Here is a 19,086-nt window from a genome sequence, read left to right as displayed (position 1 = left end):
TAAGATAGGCAGAGCATGGCCCAGAGAACCCGCAGTGAAATGATCGTCGAAACCCGCGCCAAGCTGATGGCGGCGGGTCGCAAGGCCTTTGCCGAAGTCGGCTATGCCGAAGCCTCGATGGATCACTTCACCTCCGATGTGGGGCTGACGCGCGGCGCGCTGTACCACCATTTCGGCGACAAGCGCGGGCTGTTCGAAGCCGTGGTCACCGAGATCGACAGCGAGATGACGGTGCGGCTCAAGGCGCGTGCTGCCAAGGCGCCGAACGCCTGGGAGAGTTTTGTCGAGGAGGGCATCGGCTATATCGAGATGGCGCTCGAGCCCGAGATCCAGCGCATCATGCTGCGCGACGGTCCGGCGGTGCTCGGCGACCCTTCCTCATGGCCCAGCGCCAATGGCTGCATCACCGCGATGCGGCATAGCCTCGAGGGTCTGCTCGAGGCCGGGGTGATCGCCGATGTCGATCCCGAGGCCACCGCCCGGATGATTAGCGGCGCCTCCTGTTATGCGGCGCAGTGGATCGCCAATGCCGACGACCCGGTGGCCATTTCCCACCGCGCCACCGCTGGCTACCGGCGCCTCGTCGAAGGGTTGCTGCGCAACGCGCCGCTCCGCCACTGACGGCGGCCGCCGGTCTTTGATTTCGTTGCGGGCGAACTACTCGACCGCGGCTCCGGCAACGAACGCCGTCACCTTGTCGACCGGCATCTCGCAGGGTTTCAGTGCCGGCTCCATGCTGCTGGGCGGGCGGTAGATATTCAGGCTGATGCGGTCGCTGCCACCCAGCTCCTCGGCATAGAGCTTGAAGCTCTTGCCATTGGCGTGCGCCGTGTTGGTCACGCCGTAGCGCCGGCCCTGATAACGGGCCGTGAAGTAGCCGCGCGGCCACGATGTCAGGATCGTCCAGACCGCGACCGGCGAAACATCCAGGGAAATCGTCATGCCCCTGATATGGGGTCGCCCGGCGCACTCGCCAATTCCCATAGGCCACGAGGTGCCAGTATTGGTGACCAGGCCATGGCGGTATAGCCTGACAGCAGCTGGCAGCCTTACCGTCGTACCATCCTGCCCAACGATGGACGAGTTGAAAGGAACGCCGCATGTCAGGCACGACGCCAATGCGCGCAACACGCCGCGAGTGGATTGGTCTCGCGGTCATTGCCCTGCCCTGCATCCTCTATGCCATGGACCTGACGGTCCTCAACCTGGCGGTGCCGTCGCTGACGGCTTCGCTTAATCCCACGGCGGCGCAGCTGTTATGGATCGTCGATATCTACGGCTTCTTCGTCGCCGGCTCGCTGCTGACCATGGGGACGCTGGGCGACCGGATCGGGCGGCGGAAGCTGTTGCTGATCGGCGCCGTCGCCTTCGGCGCAGCCTCGATCCTCGCCGCCTTCGCCCCGACGGCGGAGACGCTGATCTTTGCCCGGGCGCTGCTCGGCATTGCCGGCGCGACGCTGGCGCCCTCGACGCTGTCGCTGATCACCAACATGTTCCGCGACGACCGCGAGCGGACCATCGCCATCAGCGTCTGGGTCGCGAGTTTTTCGACCGGCGGGGCGATCGGACCGGTAGTGGGCGGCATACTGCTCAACTATTTCTGGTGGGGCTCGGTGTTCCTGATCGCGGTGCCGATCATGGTGGTGCTGCTGCTCGTCGCACCGCGGCTGTTGCCCGAGTACAAGGACCCGCGGGCCGGCCGGCTGGATATCCTCAGCGCCGCCCTGTCGATGGCCGCGGTGCTGTCGATCATCTACGGCATCAAGTCGCTGGCCGAAGGCGGCGAGCTGGCGATCAGCCTCGGCGCCATCGCGCTGGGGCTGGCGGTCGGCATCGTTTTTGCCTGGCGGCAATTGCGCCTCACCCACCCGCTGCTCGACTTGAGCCTGTTCGCCCGCCCGGCGTTCAGTGCGGCGCTCAGCATCAACGTCTTCGGCTTCTTTGCGCTGTTCGGCATGTTCCTCGTGGTGGCGCAGTACATGCAGCTGGTGCTGGGGCTGACTCCGTTCGAAGCGGGCATCTGGAGCCTGCCGGTCGGCCTCGGCTTCGTTGCCGGCTCGTTGCTCACCCCGCTGCTGCTGAGCCGGATGCGCCCGGCCTATGTGCTGGCGCTGGGGCTGACCGTCGCGGCCCTAGCGCTGCTGGTCATCGGGCTCACCGCCCCGTCGCGCGACCTGATCACGCTGATATCAGCCGACACCTTGCTGTCGCTCGGGCTCGCCCCGGTGGCGACGATCGCGGCGGACCTGGTGATGAGCTCGGCGCCGCCGGAGCGGGCCGGCGCTGCGTCCGGGCTCAACGAAACGAGCTCGGAGTTCGGCGGGGCGTTTGGCATTGCGCTGCTCGGCAGCATCCTCACGGTGCTGTATCGCGGCGGGCTCGGTGAGACCCTGCCGCATGGCCTGTCGGGTGAAGCGGTGGCGATGGCGCTGCGTGGCATCGGTGGCGCCCACAGCGCCGCGGAGACTCTGCCGGAGGGCGGCGCGGCGCTCTTGGAAGCGGCCCGCGTCGCCTATGCCGACGCCATGCTGGTGACCTCGCTCTTGGGCGCTGCGATCGTCTTCATCGCGGCGGTGACCACCATCGCGATGTTCCGCGGCATGCGACCGGCGACGGCGTAGAATAGGACCAGCGCGCTCGCCCCGTCGCCTGGGATTGAGGGAGGGGGTGGTCCGGTGATCACCGATGGACCCCCACCCCAACCCCTCCCCTCCTGGGGGACGCGTAGCGCCCGTGGGGGAGGGAGGCGACCGTGCCAGGGGGGCAAACAAAGAAGGCCCGGGATCGCTCCCGGGCCTCTTTGCATTGGAAGAGTGCTGCCGATTACTCGGCGGCTTCCTCGGCGATTTCCTTGCCGGTCGCCTGGTCGACGACCTTCATCGAAAGGCGGACCTTGCCGCGCTCGTCGAAGCCGAGCAGCTTGACCCACACCTTGTCGCCTTCCTTGACGACGTCGGTGGTCTTGCCGACGCGCTGGGCGGCGAGCTGGGAGATGTGCACGAGGCCATCCTTGGCGCCGAAGAAGTTCACGAACGCGCCGAAATCGGCGGTCTTGACCACGGTGCCCTGGTAGATGGCGCCGACTTCGGCTTCATCGGTGATCGACTTGATCCACTTGATGGCCGCATCGATCGAGGCGCCGTCCGAGGACGAGACCTTCACCGTGCCGTCATCGTTGATGTCGATCTTGGCGCCGGTCTTCTCGACGATCTCGCGGATCACCTTGCCGCCGGTACCGATCACTTCGCGGATCTTGTCGGTCGGGATAGTGATGGTCTCGATGCGCGGAGCGAACTCGCCCACGGTGGCACGCGAGGTGTCGAGCGCCTTGGCCATCTCGCCCAGGATGTGCTCGCGACCGCCCTTGGCCTGACCGAGGGCGACCTTCATGATCTCCTCGGTGATGCCGGCGATCTTGATGTCCATCTGCAGCGAGGTGATGCCATCGGCAGTGCCCGCAACCTTGAAGTCCATGTCGCCGAGGTGATCTTCGTCACCCAGGATGTCGGAGAGCACCGCAAAGCGGTCGCCTTCGAGGATCAGGCCCATGGCGATACCGGCCACCGGCTTCTTCAGCGGCACGCCCGCATCCATCAGCGCCAGCGAAGTGCCGCAGACGGTCGCCATCGAGGAGGAGCCGTTCGACTCGGTGATCTCGGAGACGACGCGGATGGTGTAGGGGAACTCTTCCGCCTTGGGACGCATCGGGTTGATGGCGCGCCAGGCGAGCTTGCCGTGGCCGATCTCGCGACGGCCGGGCGAGCCCATGCGGCCAGCTTCACCGACCGAGTAGGGCGGGAAGTTGTAGTGCAGCATGAAGTTCACCTTGCCGGTGCCTTCGAGGCTATCGACGAACTGCTCGTCGTCGCCGGTACCGAGCGTGGCAACGACGAGAGCCTGGGTCTCACCGCGGGTGAACAGCGCCGAACCATGGGTGCGGGGCAGCACGCCGACTTCGGCGACGATCGGGCGGACGGTGGTCAGGTCACGGCCGTCGATGCGCGACTTGGTGTCGAGGATGTTCCAGCGGACGATCTTGGCCTGGAGGTTATGGACGACTTCGCCCAGGTCCTCGGCCGAGACGGTGCCGGCTTCGATCTGCGACGCGTAGTGCGCCTTGACCTTGGCGTTGGCGGCATCGACCGCAGCGTAGCGCTGCGCCTTGTCGGTGATCTTGTAGGCGGCGCGGAGGTCGGCCTCGGCCACCTTCAGCACGTCGGCTTCGAGCGCCGAGTAATCCGGAGCAGTGAAATCACGCGGCTCTTTGGCGGCCAGTTCGGCCAGCTTGATGATGGCGTCGATGACCTTGCGCGAGGCTTCGTGACCGAACATCACGGCGCCGAGCATGATCTCCTCGGAAAGCTCCTGGGCTTCCGATTCCACCATCAGCACGGCGTCCTGGGTGCCGGCCATGACCAGATCGAGCTTGGACTCGGCGCGACGATCGACGGCGAGGTTGAGGACGTATTCGCCATCAATATAGCCGACGCGGGCGGCGCCAATCGGGCCCATGAAGGGCACGCCCGAGATGGTCAGGGCCGCGGAGGCGGCGACCATGGCGAGCACGTCCGGATTGTTTTCCATGTCGTGCTGCAGAACGGTGACGACCACCTGGGTCTCGTTCTTATAGCCATCGGGGAAGAGCGGGCGGATCGGACGGTCGATCAGGCGCGAGGTCAGCGTCTCGTTTTCAGTCGGACGGCCTTCGCGCTTGAAGTAGCCGCCCGGGATCTTGCCGGCGGCGAAGTACTTTTCCTGATAGTTGACCGTCAGCGGGAAGAAGTCCTGACCGGGCTTGGCGGATTTCGCCGAAACGACGGTGGCGAGCAGCACGGTCTCGCCGAGCGTGGCGAGCACGGCGCCGTCGGCCTGGCGGGCGATCTTGCCGGTCTCGAGGGTGAGGGGCTGGCCGCCCCAGTTCAGCTCAACTTTGTGGTAGTCGAAGTTGATGGGCATAGCATTGTCTTTCCATTCTGCCGGAAAGAGCGGGAACGCGGGGGCGTAGCCACCCCGCGAACTCTTCCGGTGTGCCAGCCGCCCGCCGCACCCCATGTGCGACTACGGCCCAAAATCGGCACGGTTCCGCGCTGACACCCTCCGGTCGAGGAGGGGCGGAACATGGACAAGACGATGAGCCGCTCATGTCTCCGGGAGAGGGCACCCGCTGGTGCCGTGAGCGGCCGATGATCTCGCCATGCTCCGCGTAGTTCGTCAGCCTACGCTGGTATCCGGCATAGCTGCCGGAGTGGACCCGCGAGGCGTGCCTCGTGGGTCCGGGTAGTCGTCGTAACCGACCCAGCCTTAACGGCGCAGGCCCAGACGCTCGATGAGCGCCTTGTAGCGCGCTTCGTCCGACTTCTTGACGTAGTCGAGGAGACGACGGCGCGTCGAAACCATCTTCAAGAGGCCACGGCGGGAATGGTTGTCCTTGCCATGCAGCTTGAAGTGTTCGGTGAGATTGGCGATGCGTTCGGAGAGGATCGCGACCTGGACTTCCGGCGAACCGGTATCGTCCTTCTTGGTGGCGTAATCCTTGATGAGCGCAGTCTTCCGCTCTGCGGTAATCGACATCGGAAAGGTCCTTTCAAACAGAGGATCATCGGGACGCTGCCGCCCGGGATGTCGTCCAGGTGGAGCCATGAATAAGCGCCGGCCGGGCCGGAACTCGCGCGCTCTATAGGGGAAAGGGGCTGAGAACGCCAGTTATTTGTCGGTCGCCGGGGTTTCGGCCGCGCCGTTGAGACTGTCGGAGGGGTCGAGCGAGCTCAGCGGAATAGTGAAGCGCCACTCGATGCCGAGCTCATGCACCTCGCGCTCGACCTCGCCATTGAGCGAACGGCCGACCATGTTCTCGAGCACGGTGGTGCCGAAGCCACGGCGCGGGGAGGTTTCGGCGGGGGTGCTGCCGCTTTCGTGCCAGATGAAGCTCACCGCATCGCCAAGCCGTTTCCAGGTCAGCTCGAGCCGGCCGCCATCCTTGGCGAAGGCGCCGTATTTCACCGCGTTGGTCGCCAGTTCGTGCGCCGCCATGCCGAGGATCTGCGCCGCCTGGGCGTTGAGCCGCAGCGCGGGGCCGTCAACGATCACCCGTTCGCCATCGACCGGGCAGAACGGATCGATCTGGCTGACCAGCAGCTCCTTGAGATCGACGCCGGCGACGCCATGCGCCAGCAGCAGATCGGTGGAACGGGCGAGCCCGAAGATGCGGCGCTCGAAGTTCGAAACGAACTCGGGCACCGTATCGGCACCGCGCGCCGTCTGCTTGGCCATGGCCGCGATCACCGTCATCTGGTTCTTCGAACGGTGCGCCAGCTCGCGCATCAGGAAGCGGACCTCGGTCTCAGCGGCCTGGCGTCGGCGCGAGGCATCGCCCAAGGCGCTCGATACGGTTTCGATCTCTTCGATCGGGAAAGGCCGCGCCTCGACCGGCTGGCCGGCGCCGAGCCGCTTGGCATCGGCCTCGAGGCCATGCACCGAGCGGCCGATCTGCAGGCTCACGCCATAGACCACCAGCACCACCAGCGCCGCCAGCAGCACACCGCCAGCGAGAAGTGACCAGAACGCATCGGCCAAGGGCTTGGCTACGACGCCGCGATCAGCCCAGGCCACCAGGGTCCAGCCGGTGAGGGTCGAGCGCTGCGCGACAACGAGGTAGTCCTTGCCCTCGGAGACAAGGCTGCGCCAGCCGGCCGTCGAGCCGAGTTCGTCGATCGGCGCCAGGTTGAAGGCGTCGCCGGTGTTGCCGCCCTGGTCGGCGGCGGCGATGATCACGCCTTTCCTGTCGACCAGCGCCACATGCCAGCCCTCGGGCATGCGGCTCGCCAGCAATGTGTTCGACAGCTGGCTGGCGGCGCGGCTGAAGCCGAGGATCAGCGGCTGCTGGTTGGCCGGAAAGATCGGCTGCAGGATGTTGACCACCCATTGCTGCGAGACACGTCCGAACACCGCATCCGAGATCGCCACATCGCGACTGTCGAAAGCCCGTTGCGCGGTTTCGACATCGCCGATCGGATTGGCCACCTGCTCGGATATCGGGACCCGGGTGGACAAGTCCGAGGTCATGTCGGGGTGGACGAGGTAGACGTAGGACGCAGTGTTCTCGAGCGCCACGCTGACCCGGGCGTGAAACTCAGGATAGGCGGCCGGGCTGAGCGGCGGCGTGGTGGCGAGGACGCGCAACGTGGTGATGTTGGCGTTGATCTCACGATCCACCGCCTGGACGATCGAGCGGGCATTGCCGGTGATCAGCGTCTCGACGACGCGCTCCTGCGCCTCGTTGTTGCGTTGCAGCAGGATGGCGGAGAAGACGAATGCAGGGACCAGGGCCACCAGCGCCAGGACGAAGAGGTAGACAGCAATAGGCCGCGCCGTCGGGCCACGCCGACGCGCAATAGCACTGCTCTCAGCCGGGCCCGGCCCGTCAGCCATAACGCACCCCGGCGAAAATCAACCCAAACCCCTGCTGTCTTAGAGCACGAGAACGCCCGGTTGGGCTATTGGTTCCAATGGCAGCCAGCGCTAGATGATAACGCGCTGGGGCTTGAACATGCCGGCTTCAACCCGCCCCAGCGCCACGGCGACGCCGGCGCTGCTGGCCCAGGCGCTGTCCAGCGCGATCGGCGCCGATGCGCCGCCGAGCAGCACGGGGTTGCCGTGCCGGACGGCGCTCACCTGGTCCGGGGTGAGGCGGATTTCGGGCAGCAGCGACAGCCCGGCGGAAACCGGCAGCAGCAGCGCATCGCGATCCGCGGCGGCTTCCAGCGCTTCGAGCGTCACCGCCCGCGCCTCGGAGAACGGACCGACGGCGGTGCGACGAAGCTCGACCACGTGGCCGCACGTGCCAAGCTGGCGGGCCAGGTCGCGGGCCAGGGCCCGCACATAGGTGCCCTTCTCGCAGGTCATTTCCAGCCGGCTGATTTCGCCGGCATGTTCAATGAGCCGGAGGGCTTCGACGTAGACCGGGCGGGCCGCCAGCTCGACCACCTCGCCGGCGCGCGCCAGGTCATAGGCGCGTTCGCCGTCGACCTTGATCGCCGAAAAGGCCGGTGGGGTCTGCATGATCTCGCCGGTGAAAGCGGGGAGCGCAGCGAGGATTTCGGCCTCCGATGGCCGCACCTCTGAGCGGGCGCTGACCTCGCCCTCGGTGTCGTCGGTGGTGGTCTCCTCGCCCCATTTGATGGCGAAGCGGTAGACCTTGGTGCCGTCCTGCACGGCGGGCACGGTCTTGGTCGCCTCACCCAGGGCGATCGGCAGGATACCGGTCGCCAGCGGGTCGAGCGTTCCGGCATGACCGGCTTTCTTGGCGCCGAACAGCCAGCGGAGCTTGCCCACCGCCTGGGTGGAGGTCATGTCATAGGGCTTGTCGAGAACCAACCAACCGGAGACGTCGCGCTTTAGGGATTTTGTTTGGGACACTGGACGTGGCCTCTTTCGCCTCCCTCCCCCCGGGGCGCTACCGCGTCCCCTGGGGAGGGAATGAGGGTGGGGGTGGCCACTCGCGCCGGAGCGTGGGGCTCCACCCCACCCTTTATCCCTCCCCATCATGGGGAGGGAGACGACTGCGAGCGCAGGCTTGTTCCGGCAGGACGCTACTCTTCGTCCTCATCCTTCAGGATATCGCGCTGTACGCGGTCGGAACGCAGCAGGGCGTCGATCTTGCCGAACTCGTCAAAGGTGTTGTCGACGAAAAAGCGCAGATCCGGCGCGAATTTCAGGTCGAGCTCGGGCGCCACGCGGCCGCGGATGAAGCGGTGGTGGCGGTTGAGCGCCTCGACGATCTCCTCCGCCCCCGCGCCGCCGAGCGGCATGATATAGGCGCTGGCGAGCTTCAAATCCGGGGTCATGCGGACTTCGGGCACAGTGATGACCTTGCCTTCAAGCAGCGGATCCTCGATCTCGCCGCGGGCGAAGACGCCGGAAAGGGCGTGGCGCACCAGTTCGCCGACGCGCAGCATGCGCTGGCTGGGACCGGTGGGCTTGTGGGTGTCGCGTTTCATCGGGCTGAGTTAGGCGCTTGGCGGCTTTCCGTCAACGGTAGGGGCCTATCCGGGGTGCTGAGGAACGCCATTCGCCACACACTCGGTGTCATCCCAGCGAAAGCTGGGACTCAACTCACAGCCTGCACAAGCGGATGATTGGATCCCAGCTTTCGCTGGGATGACGGCCGGTGGGTTGGGAGACTTCTGCCACGCTATGGCAATGGTGGACTATCCCGCTTGCTCTCGACCAGCCGCTCGAGTCCGTCGAGGATGCGTTCCAGCCCGAAGTCGAAGGCCAGATCGGGGTCGCCGAGGCCATAGAGTTCGCCGACTACCGCGCCGACCCGGCTCGCCACCGGATAGGGCGAGAAATCCATGGTCGAGAGGAACGGCTCGATGGTGTACCACCACTCATCGTCGCTCATGCCGGTCTGCGCCTTGACCATATTGGCGCGCACCACGTCGCGGACCGCGCCATGCACATAGTTGGCGACGAGGATGACACAGAGATCCATCTCGACTTCGCCGAGGCCGAGCCCGTCGAAGACGCTGAGGAAGTTGTCATAGGCGCGGATGGTGTTGGGGCCGAGCACCGGCCGGTGCGTGCCGATCTGCAGCGCCCAGGGATGGGCGAGGTAAAAGCGGCGAAAGCTGCGCGCCACCAGGGTCACGTTGGCCCGCCAGTTGGCCGGGTGAAATTCCGGCGTCACCTCGCCGGCCTGTCCGGTGGCGACGGCATCGAGCATCAGGTCGAGCAGCACCGCCTTATCCGGGATGTGAGTGTAAAAGCTCATCGGCGAGATCCCGACCGCTTCGGCAACCCGGCGGGTCGAGACGGCATCGATGCCCTCGGCGTCGGCGATGGCAACGGCGGCAGCCACCAGCTCGGCGACGCTGACGCGCGATTTGGGCCCGCGCCTGGGCGCCGGGGCCCTGCCCCACATCAGTTCCAGCGTCCGGATCGGATCGCCCCGACCGACAATTTCCTCGGCCATCCGGCCTCCACAAAATAACTCTTTACAGTGTACGGGATTAGGTCTATCCAAACCCCGTACACTGCACAACGTTATATCCGCGCCCCGCGAAAGTCGAGATATCCATTCGGACATCCGCCGCGCGTGTCGAAAACCAGTCTGCTGACACGTCATGTCAGCAGGGCTGGTTAGGCTTGTCCAATGTAAGCACTGAGGAGTGAAGCAATGATCCATGCCAGCGGACTGAAGCGCAGCTTCAAGACCAAGGAAGGTGTGGTGGAGGCGGTGCGCGGCCTCGACCTCGACGTGGCGGAGGGTGAGCTGGTGGCGTTCCTCGGCCCCAATGGCGCCGGCAAATCCACCAGCGTGCGCATGCTGACGACGCTGTTGCCGCCGACCGAGGGCGCGGCGAGCGTCGCCGGCCACGACGTGCTGCGCGACGCCAACGCGGTGCGCCGCCGCATCGGCTATGTCGGCCAGGGCGCCGGCGCCGGCGGCTACAACAAGCTGCGCGACGAGTTGCTGACGCAGGGCGCAGCGCAGCGCATGAGCAAGGCCGACTCGGCACGGCGCGCCGACGAACTGATCAGCATGCTGGAGCTCACCGGGCTCGAAAAGCGGACCGGGATGAGCCTCTCGGGCGGGCAGAAGCGGCGCGTCGATATCGCGCTCGGGCTGATGCACAGCCCGAAGGTGCTGTTCCTGGATGAGCCCTCCACCGGGCTCGACCCGCATAGCCGCGCCAACCTCTGGGAACACATCCTCAAACTGAGGAAGTCGACCGGCATGACGATCTTCCTCACCACCCACTATCTCGACGAGGCCGATCAGATGGCCGAGCGGGTGATGATCATGGACAATGGCCTGGTCATCGCCAACGACACGCCGGAGCGGCTGAAGGCCAACCTCGCCGGCGACCGCATCACCATCGACGCGGACAATGCCGTGCTTGCCGCCGAACTCGCCGCAAACCTGCCCGAGGCGCGCGAAATCAGCCGCGACGGAGCCCGGGTCGGGGTGACGGTGAAGGGCGGCGAAGCTGTGCTGCCGGAGTTCATCCGGGCGCTGGATCAGCGCGGCGCACGCGTGCTTGCCGCCAATGTGCGCCGACCGACGCTGGACGATGTGTTCCTCGGATTGACCGGCCGCTCGCTCAGGGAGACCGCGGCATGAAAGGGCCATTTGCACCGATAAGAGGGCGGCGCTGGGCACCAGCCGAGGTGTCCCCTCTCCCCTCAGGGGAGAGGGCGGCGAATGAGGCCAACGGCCTCATTCGCGGGGTGAGGGGTGCAGCCTTTCATCGCGCGCTCGCTGAACCGCTGAACCCCTCATCCGCCCCCGCGGCGACGGCCTTTGCCGTCGTCCGCTACGGGGCACCTTCTCCCCTCAGGGGAGAAGGGACGCAGACCCAGCACCTGTGGCTTGGAGCAAACCCATGACCTTCTTTCGTGACGTCGCCACCTCGTTTACCCGCGAGATGAAGCCCACCCTCGCCGACCCGTCCTGGATGGCGTTCGGGCTGGTGCAGCCCATCCTCTACCTGGCGTTCTTCGTGCCACTGCTCAATGTCGGCGGCTCGACCGCCGAGGCGCTGCAATGGTTCGTGCCGGGGATGATCGTGATGCTGACGCTGTTCGGCACCGCGATGGTCGGCTGGAGCCTCACCGAGGAGCTGATGAGCGGGGTGCTGGAGCGCTTCCTCTCCACCCCGATGAGCCGGCCGGCGCTGATCTTCGGCCGCTCGCTCAAGGAGATGTTCCCCTTGGCGCTGCAGGCATTAGCGCTGATTCTCCTCGCCTGGCCGTTCGGGCTGGCGCTCCATCCGATCCAGATGCTGTTCGGGCTCACCCTGCTGGCCCTGTTCGGCGCCGGGGTGGCGGCGCTCTCCTACGCGCTGGCGATCGCGGCGCGGCACAACACGTCGCTGTTCTACATGGTGAGCCAGTCGGTGGCGCTGCCGCTGATGCTATTGGGCGGGGTGCTGCTGCCGATCGAGAACGGCCCGGGCTGGCTCTACATCGCCAGCCGTTTCAACCCGTTGACCTACCTGATCGAGGCGGAACGGGCGCTGTTCGCCGGCGAGCTGTTCACCAGCACCGTGCTCTGGGGCGTGCTGGTGGCGCTCGGCACCGCGGTGGTCGGGCTCAGCATCGGCGCGCGGGCGATCCGCAAGGCGAGCCTCTGACATCTCCGGGCGCCTGCGGGCGTCCGGTCCTCCTTTCCAGAACCGAGGCCATAGTGATGAACCAGGAAATCACCATCCCCGTCCTCACCGGTGCGATCCCCAGCGGCGGCGACGCCCGCGCGCTCGCATCGCGGATCGAACTGGCAATCGCCATGGGTCAGCATCAGGTCGCGACGGACCTCTATCGCCGCTTCCAGGCGCTGCCGCTCTCCGACAGCGAGCGCCGCCGGGTGCACCAGGAGTTCGCGGTGCTCGACCGGCTGCCGTGAGGGGTTGCCAACGTTCGAAAGTCTATTTAACTAACTGGTAAAGTACGAAAGAGGGTTCGCATGTACGGTTCGATCAAGATCCGCGGGGCGCGGGAGAACAATCTCAAGAACGTGTCGCTCGATATCCCGAAGCGGAAGATCACGGTGTTCACCGGGGTGTCGGGCTCAGGCAAATCCTCGCTGGTGTTCGGCACCATCGCGGCGGAAAGCCAGCGGCTGATCAACGAAACCTACCCGGCGTTCGTGCAGCAGTTCATGCCGCATTACGGCCAGCCCGATGCCGACGAGCTGGAGAATATCTCGGCCGCCATCATCGTCGACCAGCAGCGGCTGGGCGGCAACTCCCGCTCCACTGTCGCCACCGTCACCGACGCGGCGCAGATGCTGCGGGTGATCTTTTCGCGCGCTGCCGAACCGAAACTCGGCGCGCCCGGGCTCTACTCCTACAACGACCCGCGCGGCATGTGCCCCGACTGCGAAGGCATCGGCCAGGTCGCGGCGATGGACATGAGCGCGGTGGTCGATGAGAGCAAATCGCTCAACCAGGGCGCCCTGTTGCCCAAGGATTTTGCCGTCGACAGCTGGTGGTGGGAGATCTTCAACAATTCCGGGCTGTTCGACATGGATAAGCCGATCAGCAAGTACAGCGCCGAGGAGCGGGAGAACCTGTTCAACCTCGACGATGGCCGCAAGATCAAGGTCGGCAAGATCGGACTCACCTACGAGGGCGTGGTCGCCAAGCTGAAGAAGGGGCTGGGGAGCAAGGATCCCGAGAACCTGCAGCCGCATGTCCGGGCCGAGTACGACAAGATCTTCACCCGCGCGACCTGCCCGGCCTGCGGCGGCGCCCGGCTCAATGCCGCGGCACTGGCGAGCAAGGTCAACGGCAAGTCGATCGCCGAGTGTTCGGCGATGCAGGTCTCAGACCTCGCGCCGTTCGTCCGCTCGATCGAGGCGCCCTCGATCAAGCCGATGATCGCGGCGCTAGCAGCGCGGCTCGAGAACCTCGTCACCATCGGACTTGGCTATCTGAGCCTCGACCGCGAGAGCTCGACGCTGTCGGGCGGCGAAAGCCAGCGGGTGAAGATGGTGCGCCATCTCGGCTCGTCCTTGACCGACATCACCTATGTGTTCGATGAGCCGAGCGTTGGGCTCCATCCGCACGATGTCGCTCCGCTGGCCGGGCTGATGCAGCAGCTGCGCGACAAGGGCAACACGGTGCTGATCGTCGAGCACAAGCCCGACATGATCGCCATTGCCGATCATGTGGTCGATATGGGCCCATTCGCCGGCTCAAAGGGTGGCGAGATCGTCTACGAGGGCGATTTCGAAGGGCTGCTCAAATCCGGCACGCTCACCGGCAACCACATGAAAAAGTACCAGGCGATCAAGGCCGATGGGCGCAAGGCCAAGGGTCAGCTGAAGATCGCCCACGCCAAGACCAACAACCTGCGCGACGTATCAGTGTCGATCCCCGAGGGCGTGCTCACCGTGGTCACCGGCGTTGCCGGCGCCGGCAAGAGTTCGCTGATCCAGGGCTCGCTGCCGGCCGCCTACCCCGACACGGTGATCATCGACCAGAACCTCAACCGCGGCTCGTCGCGCTCCAACACCGCCACCTATACCGGCATCCTCGACACGGTCAGGAAGACCTTCGCCAAGGCCAACGGCGTCGACGCGGCTTTGTTCTCGGCCAACTCGAAGGGCGCCTGCCCCGACTGCAAAGGCCTCGGGGTCACCTATACCGACCTCGCGCACATGGACCCGGTGGCGAGCGTCTGCGAGACCTGCGAGGGCAAGCGTTTCACCGAGGAAGTGCTGCAGCACAAGCTGCGCGGCAAGGCGATCAGCGACGTCTACGAGATGAGCGTCGGCGAGGCGACCGAGTTCTTCACCGAACCTGCCATCGCCAAGATTTTGAGGGGGCTCGACGATGTCGGGCTCGGCTATCTGACGCTGGGGCAGCCGCTCTCAAGTCTCTCGGGCGGTGAACGCCAGCGCTTGAAGCTCGCGGCAGAGCTGGGCAAATCCGGCAATATCTACGTGCTGGACGAACCCACCACCGGGCTCCACATGAACGACGTCGACACGCTGATCGGACTGTTCGACCGGCTGGTCGATGCCGGCTCGACGGTGATCGTCATCGAGCACAATCTCGACGTGATCAGCCGGGCCGACTGGGTGATCGACCTCGGGCCTGGCGCCGGCAACGACGGCGGCAGCGTGGTGTTCGAGGGCACACCGACGGGCTTGCGGGGGGCGAAGGGCAGCTTGACGGGCGTGGCGCTGGCGGCGCGGGGGTAGGCTCGAAGGCGCCGACTGAAGCAGACGGCCCCCTCCCATCCTCCCCCATGAAGGGGGAGGTGCTCCGCCGGTTGCTTGGCACGATCGAAGACAGAGCCTCGACTCTTCACCTCCCCCTTTATGGGGGAGGTCGGGAGGGGGCCGTCTCTATCAGTCGGGGAGCTTTTCCAGTTGCACCACGTCCTGCAATTCCTTCGCCCGCGCCTGGAACGCCTTCGCATCCACCGGCCAGGTTTCGGGGTTGGACGGATCGAACGCCCGGCCCTTCCATTCCTGGTAGACCATGGCGATGCCGGTATCGGTTTTGCGGAACACCGCCACCATCACCTCGCCCAGCCCGCGCAGCTTGCCATTGTCCTTGTAGGCGCCGCAGGCCATGCCGAGGGCGGGAAAGAAGCTCTCCGTCTCCTCGCCGAAATTGAAGAAGCCCAGGGCCTCGTCCTTACAGATCTGCGAGTAGCCATACATGGTGGCGCGGCGGTAATCGTCGAGGCTGCGGCCGGGCTGCAGGGTCAGCCGCGCCGCATAGGTAGTGGTCCAGTTGTCGACCGACTCGCCCTTTGGGAAGAACTCGACGAAGGCCTGGGTGGCATCGCCATAGGTGTTCGATTGCACCAGCGGCAGCAGATCGGGTGAGAGCCGCTCGGCCGGGGTCAGCCAATCCGGCGTCGGCAGCACGAAGCGATGGCCCAAAGCCTCGAAACTGAGGTTCACGCCAGCGCGGCCGAGCGTCGGCGCCTCCTCGGCCAGGGTGGGCGAGGCGGCCATGAGGGCCAGGATAAGCAACAGGCTGCGCATCGACATCCTCCCGACGAAGCGGGCGGAACCTATGCGCGCGCAGCGCGGGAGTCGAGCGGGCTTGCGCGACTCATAAGTATTGGCTTATGTGTTGTGCATGGAAGCAGATATCTTCAAGGCGCTGGCCGACCCGAATCGCCGCGCCATGCTGGAGCGGCTGGCCTCCGGCGAGCTGACCGGCTCGGCGCTGGGCGAGGGCTTTGCCATTTCACAGCCGGCGATGTCGCAGCACATCGCGGTGCTGCGCGGCGCCGGGCTGATCCGCGAACGGCGCGAGGGACGCAGCGTCCACTACGCAGTGAACCCCGACGGCATGGCGCCGCTGCATGACTGGCTGAGCCGCTACCAGGCGTTCTGGCCTGAGCGGCTCGGCCGCCTCAAGGACTTCCTCAAGGAGATGGATCAATGAGCGAATCCGAAGCCGAGCGCGTGACGGTCGAATGTGGGCTCGACGCCGCGCCGGAAAAGGTCTGGCGGGCGCTGTCGATCCCGGCCTATCGCGATGCCTGGCTGCTGCCCGACGGTGATGGCGAACGCTTCACTGCCGAAGTCGTAGAGGCGGTGCCGCCCCATCGGCTGCGGCTCAGCTGGCGCGAGGGCGATGCCGAAGGAGAGCTCGTGACCTTCACGCTCGAGGCGACACCCGATGGCGGCACCTGGCTGCGGCTGGTGCACGACCGGGTGGCGACGCCGCTGCGGGTGCCGATCCCCGCCAATACCAACACCGCGATGCTGCGGGCCGCTTAGCCCGTTCATTCCACACTCAAAGCTATTCTGAAGGAGGTTGCCGATGCGCGACATGATGCAACTCGTCCCTATGGTCATCGAACAGTCGAGCCGCGGGGAGCGGTCGTTCGATATCTTCTCGCGGCTGCTGCGCGAGCGGATCATTTTCGTCAATGGCGAGGTCGAGGATCAGATGGCGGCGCTGATCTGCGCCCAGCTGCTGTTTCTTGAATCGGAGAACCCGGGCAAGGAGATCTCGCTCTATATCAACTCGCCCGGCGGGGTGGTGACGGCGGGACTCGCCATCTACGACACCATGCAGTTCATCAAATCGCCGGTGTCGACGCTCTGCATGGGCACCGCCTATTCGATGGGCTCGTTCCTCCTCGCCGGCGGCGCTCCGGGCCGGCGCATGGCGCTGCCCAATGCCTCGATCCTCGTGCATCAACCCTCGGGCGGTGCCCAGGGCAAGGTCACCGACGTCTTGATCCATGCCGAGGAGAGCCAGAAGGTGAAGGCGCGGATCAACCGCATCTATGCCAAACACTGCGGCCGCACCATCGAGGAAGTCGAACGCACCCTCGACCGCGACCGCTACATGTCGCCGGAAGAGGCCCGCGACTGGGGGCTGATCGACTCGATCTTCACCGAGCGGGCGGAACTGGCGATGCCGGTGCCGGAGCTGCCGATGGGTCGGTAGAAATTGCGCCTGGCGGCGCCACACCGCTCCCTCGCCCCTCTGGGGAGAGGGCTGGGGTGAGGGGCGCCAAGCACGCTGACATCGAGCATTTGGCTTAGCAAGGCAGCAGAGGTCGGTGTGCTTGGCTGCCCCTCACCCTGACCCTCTCCCCAAAGGGGCGAGGGGACGCGAGACCACCGACGGTGCACTTCACCGATACCCCTGCGCCTGCAGCTCGAACAGTTCGGCGTAGCGCCCGCCATTCGCCATCAGCTCGCTGTGGGTGCCCTGCTCTTCCACCTTGCCGTCGGCCAGAACGACGATGCGGTCGGCCATGCGGACGGTGGAGAAGCGGTGCGAGATGAGCACTGCCGTGGTGCCCTCGGCGAGGTTCTTGAAGCGGGTGAACACTTCGGCCTCGGCGCGCGCATCGAGAGCCGCGGTCGGCTCATCGAGGATGATGATCTCGGCGTTGCGCATATAAGCGCGGGCGATGGCGATCTTCTGCCACTCGCCGCCTGACAGATCCTGACCCTTCAGAAAAGTGCGGCCGAGCATCTGGTCATAACCCTCGGGGAGTTTGCGGATCACCGGGTCGGCAAGGCTCTGCTCGGCGGCGGAGACGATGCGCTCGCGGTCGCCCGCCACCTCGATGCGGCCGACCCCTATATTGTCCGAGGCAGTAAAACTGTAGCGCAGGAAATCCTGAAAGATCACGCCGATATGGGTGCGGAGGTCCGCCGTGGCGAACTCCTTCAGATCAATGCCATCGAGGGTGATGCGGCCCTCGTCGGGGTCGTAGAGCCGGGTCATCAGCTTGACGATGGTGGTCTTACCGGCGCCGTTCTCGCCCACCAGCGCCAGCGTCTCGCCGGCCGGTACGGCAAAACTCAGGTTGCGCACCGCCCAGTTTTCCGAGCCCGGATAGCGGAAACCGACATTTTCGAACACCAGCCCCTGCTTGACCGGCAGCGGGAAGGGTTTTGGGTGTTTGGGGTCGAGGATGGTCGGCTTGATCTCGAAGAAGCTGAACAGGTCGTCGAGATAAAGCGACTGCCCGGCGATCTGGGTGAAGCCGATCAAAATCTGCTGCAGGTAGCCGTTGAGCTGCGAGAAACTGCCCGACAGGAACACCAGCGTGCCGATGGAGAACTCGCCGTGCAGGGTGCGCCAGACGATATAGGCGTAGGCGGCGTAGTAGGTGAGGGTCGAGATCGAGGCGAGCAGCCCGGTCTGCAGGGCGCGCTTGATCGAGAGGTTGCGGTTCTCGATCAGGATCTGGTCACTCAGCCCCTTGAAGCGGCCGGAAAGGAACTCGCCGAGCCCGAACAGCTTGATCTCCTTGGCGCTGTCGGCGCTGGCGCCGATCTGGCGCAGGTATTCGAGCTGCCGCCGTTCGGGCGAGCGGTTATGCGAGATCCAGTAGGCGAGGCGGTTGAAGCGGAACTCGCCCCACACCGCCGGGATCAGCGCCAGCGCCAGCAGCCCGATCAGCAGTGGGGCGTAGAGGAAGAGGCCGGCGGCCAGCGCCGCGGCAGTGATCATCGCCTGCGCCTGGCCGAACACCTGCGAGATGACGGTCGAGCGGCTCGAGGCCTGCCGGCGGGCTCGCTCCAGCCGATCCTGGTATTCCGACTGCTCGAAGTGCTTCAGATCGAGCTTGGCCGCATGCTCCATCAGCTCGAGGCTGACGGCGTTGGAGTGGCTTTCGCCGAGGATATTGTCGACCACGTTGATGGCGCGGTTGAAGGCGTCGCGGGCGAAGACCAGTACGAACTCGCCGGCCAGCAGCGCCATCAGGAAGCTGAGCCGGCCGCTCTGCAGCCAGTCGCTCAGTTCCGGGCCGGGCACGCCGAGGCTGGTTTGATGCACCACCTCGTCGATGATCAGCTTGGTCAGCAGCAGCACCAGCGGCGGCTGGATGGCGACGATCAGCCGGAGCACGATGCTGATGCCCATCAGCCAGGGGCTGGTGCGCCACATCTGGGCGAACAGCCGACCGAGATGGCGGAAGGTTTTGAGCCGCTCGCCCTTATCGAAGGGCAAGGCATCAGGGATGTCCGGGCCGTTCGCCCCACGTCCCCCGCCCCCGACTCTACCGCCAACGCCACGCATCGAAAATCATCCTGAAATCGAGAACAACTCTAGGGTGGAGCGCGTCGCGGCGAAACCA

18 protein-coding genes are annotated in these 19,086 nt (G+C 65.7%); 9 read left to right on the top strand and 9 right to left on the bottom strand.

The features are described from left to right. Positions 1–15 precede the first annotated feature (15 nt). Complete coding sequence (locus ASC89_RS02505) at positions 16–621, top strand: TetR/AcrR family transcriptional regulator (protein WP_055994291.1); 606 nt, start codon at positions 16–18, stop codon at positions 619–621. Between the two features lie 36 nt (positions 622–657). Here ASC89_RS02505 and ASC89_RS02500 read toward each other — a convergent pair whose 3' ends face one another. Next, positions 658–942: a hypothetical protein gene (locus ASC89_RS02500; RefSeq protein WP_055874285.1), complete on the bottom strand. Its 285-nt coding sequence runs from the start codon at positions 940–942 to the stop codon at positions 658–660. A gap of 158 nt (positions 943–1,100) precedes the next feature. On the opposite strand from ASC89_RS02500, the gene ASC89_RS02495 reads away from it, so the two are divergent. Next, positions 1,101–2,621 (top strand): MFS transporter, encoded by a 1,521-nt coding sequence (locus tag ASC89_RS02495; protein ID WP_055994288.1) that lies wholly within the window; start codon positions 1,101–1,103, stop codon positions 2,619–2,621. Between the two features lie 202 nt (positions 2,622–2,823). On the opposite strand, the gene pnp is transcribed toward ASC89_RS02495, so the two are convergent. The 6 genes from pnp to ASC89_RS02465 form a co-directional block, all read right to left on the bottom strand. Next, positions 2,824–4,956, bottom strand: a complete 2,133-nt coding sequence (pnp, locus tag ASC89_RS02490; RefSeq protein ID WP_055874291.1) for a polyribonucleotide nucleotidyltransferase — start codon at positions 4,954–4,956, stop codon at positions 2,824–2,826. Positions 4,957–5,301: 345 nt separating this feature from the next. Next, positions 5,302–5,571, bottom strand: a complete 270-nt coding sequence (gene rpsO, locus ASC89_RS02485; protein ID WP_055874294.1) for a 30S ribosomal protein S15 — start codon at positions 5,569–5,571, stop codon at positions 5,302–5,304. 132 nt (positions 5,572–5,703) lie between these two features. After that, positions 5,704–7,428 (bottom strand): sensor histidine kinase, encoded by a 1,725-nt coding sequence (locus tag ASC89_RS02480; protein WP_055994285.1) that lies wholly within the window; start codon positions 7,426–7,428, stop codon positions 5,704–5,706. A 90-nt stretch (positions 7,429–7,518) separates the two neighbouring features. Continuing rightward, positions 7,519–8,544, bottom strand: coding sequence for a tRNA pseudouridine(55) synthase TruB (gene truB, locus ASC89_RS02475; protein WP_082533137.1), 1,026 nt, complete (start codon positions 8,542–8,544; stop codon positions 7,519–7,521). 44 nt (positions 8,545–8,588) lie between these two features. Then, the gene (rbfA, locus tag ASC89_RS02470) at positions 8,589–8,996 is read right to left on the bottom strand and encodes a 30S ribosome-binding factor RbfA (RefSeq protein WP_055994281.1); all 408 of its coding nucleotides are present in this window, start codon (positions 8,994–8,996) and stop codon (positions 8,589–8,591) included. Between the two features lie 194 nt (positions 8,997–9,190). Then, positions 9,191–9,973 (bottom strand): TetR/AcrR family transcriptional regulator, encoded by a 783-nt coding sequence (locus tag ASC89_RS02465; RefSeq protein ID WP_055994279.1) that lies wholly within the window; start codon positions 9,971–9,973, stop codon positions 9,191–9,193. 204 nt (positions 9,974–10,177) lie between these two features. Here ASC89_RS02465 and ASC89_RS02460 point away from each other — a divergent pair, with 204 nt between their 5' ends. From ASC89_RS02460 to ASC89_RS02445, 4 genes are all read left to right on the top strand, one after another. Further along, positions 10,178–11,125 (top strand): ATP-binding cassette domain-containing protein, encoded by a 948-nt coding sequence (locus ASC89_RS02460; protein WP_055994277.1) that lies wholly within the window; start codon positions 10,178–10,180, stop codon positions 11,123–11,125. A 262-nt stretch (positions 11,126–11,387) separates the two neighbouring features. Further along, positions 11,388–12,137: an ABC transporter permease gene (locus ASC89_RS02455; RefSeq protein WP_055994275.1), complete on the top strand. Its 750-nt coding sequence runs from the start codon at positions 11,388–11,390 to the stop codon at positions 12,135–12,137. Positions 12,138–12,193: 56 nt separating this feature from the next. Next, a complete protein-coding gene (locus ASC89_RS02450; RefSeq protein ID WP_055994273.1) occupies positions 12,194–12,406 on the top strand; it encodes a hypothetical protein in 213 nt (70 codons plus the stop codon). A 60-nt stretch (positions 12,407–12,466) separates the two neighbouring features. Next, positions 12,467–14,710 carry an excinuclease ABC subunit UvrA gene (locus ASC89_RS02445; protein WP_055994271.1) on the top strand — a complete coding sequence of 748 codons (2,244 nt, stop codon included), beginning with the start codon at positions 12,467–12,469 and terminating at the stop codon, positions 14,708–14,710. Positions 14,711–14,860: 150 nt separating this feature from the next. Here the strand turns inward: ASC89_RS02445 and ASC89_RS02440 are convergent, their stop codons facing one another. After that, positions 14,861–15,508 (bottom strand): hypothetical protein, encoded by a 648-nt coding sequence (locus tag ASC89_RS02440; RefSeq protein ID WP_055994269.1) that lies wholly within the window; start codon positions 15,506–15,508, stop codon positions 14,861–14,863. A gap of 97 nt (positions 15,509–15,605) precedes the next feature. Here ASC89_RS02440 and ASC89_RS02435 point away from each other — a divergent pair, with 97 nt between their 5' ends. From ASC89_RS02435 to ASC89_RS02425, 3 genes are read left to right on the top strand one after another with little or no spacing between them, the layout of a single operon-like run. After that, positions 15,606–15,917 (top strand): helix-turn-helix transcriptional regulator, encoded by a 312-nt coding sequence (locus tag ASC89_RS02435; protein WP_055874328.1) that lies wholly within the window; start codon positions 15,606–15,608, stop codon positions 15,915–15,917. Further along, positions 15,914–16,255: an SRPBCC domain-containing protein gene (locus ASC89_RS02430; protein ID WP_055994267.1), complete on the top strand. Its 342-nt coding sequence runs from the start codon at positions 15,914–15,916 to the stop codon at positions 16,253–16,255. Before ASC89_RS02435 ends, ASC89_RS02430 begins: the two co-directional genes overlap by 4 nt. A 43-nt stretch (positions 16,256–16,298) precedes the next feature. Beyond that, positions 16,299–16,934 carry an ATP-dependent Clp protease proteolytic subunit gene (locus ASC89_RS02425; RefSeq protein ID WP_055994265.1) on the top strand — a complete coding sequence of 212 codons (636 nt, stop codon included), beginning with the start codon at positions 16,299–16,301 and terminating at the stop codon, positions 16,932–16,934. Positions 16,935–17,123: 189 nt separating this feature from the next. Here the strand turns inward: ASC89_RS02425 and ASC89_RS02420 are convergent, their stop codons facing one another. After that, positions 17,124–18,959 carry an ABC transporter ATP-binding protein gene (locus ASC89_RS02420; RefSeq protein ID WP_244488379.1) on the bottom strand — a complete coding sequence of 612 codons (1,836 nt, stop codon included), beginning with the start codon at positions 18,957–18,959 and terminating at the stop codon, positions 17,124–17,126. Between the last annotated feature and the right edge of the window lie 127 nt (positions 18,960–19,086).

It is taken from the genome of Devosia sp. Root413D1, from assembly GCF_001425235.1.
In the GTDB taxonomy this organism is placed as follows: Bacteria; Pseudomonadota; Alphaproteobacteria; order Rhizobiales; family Devosiaceae; genus Devosia_A.
Note: the sequence above shows the minus strand (reverse complement) of the source record. Positions and strands in the feature narration are given on the sequence as shown.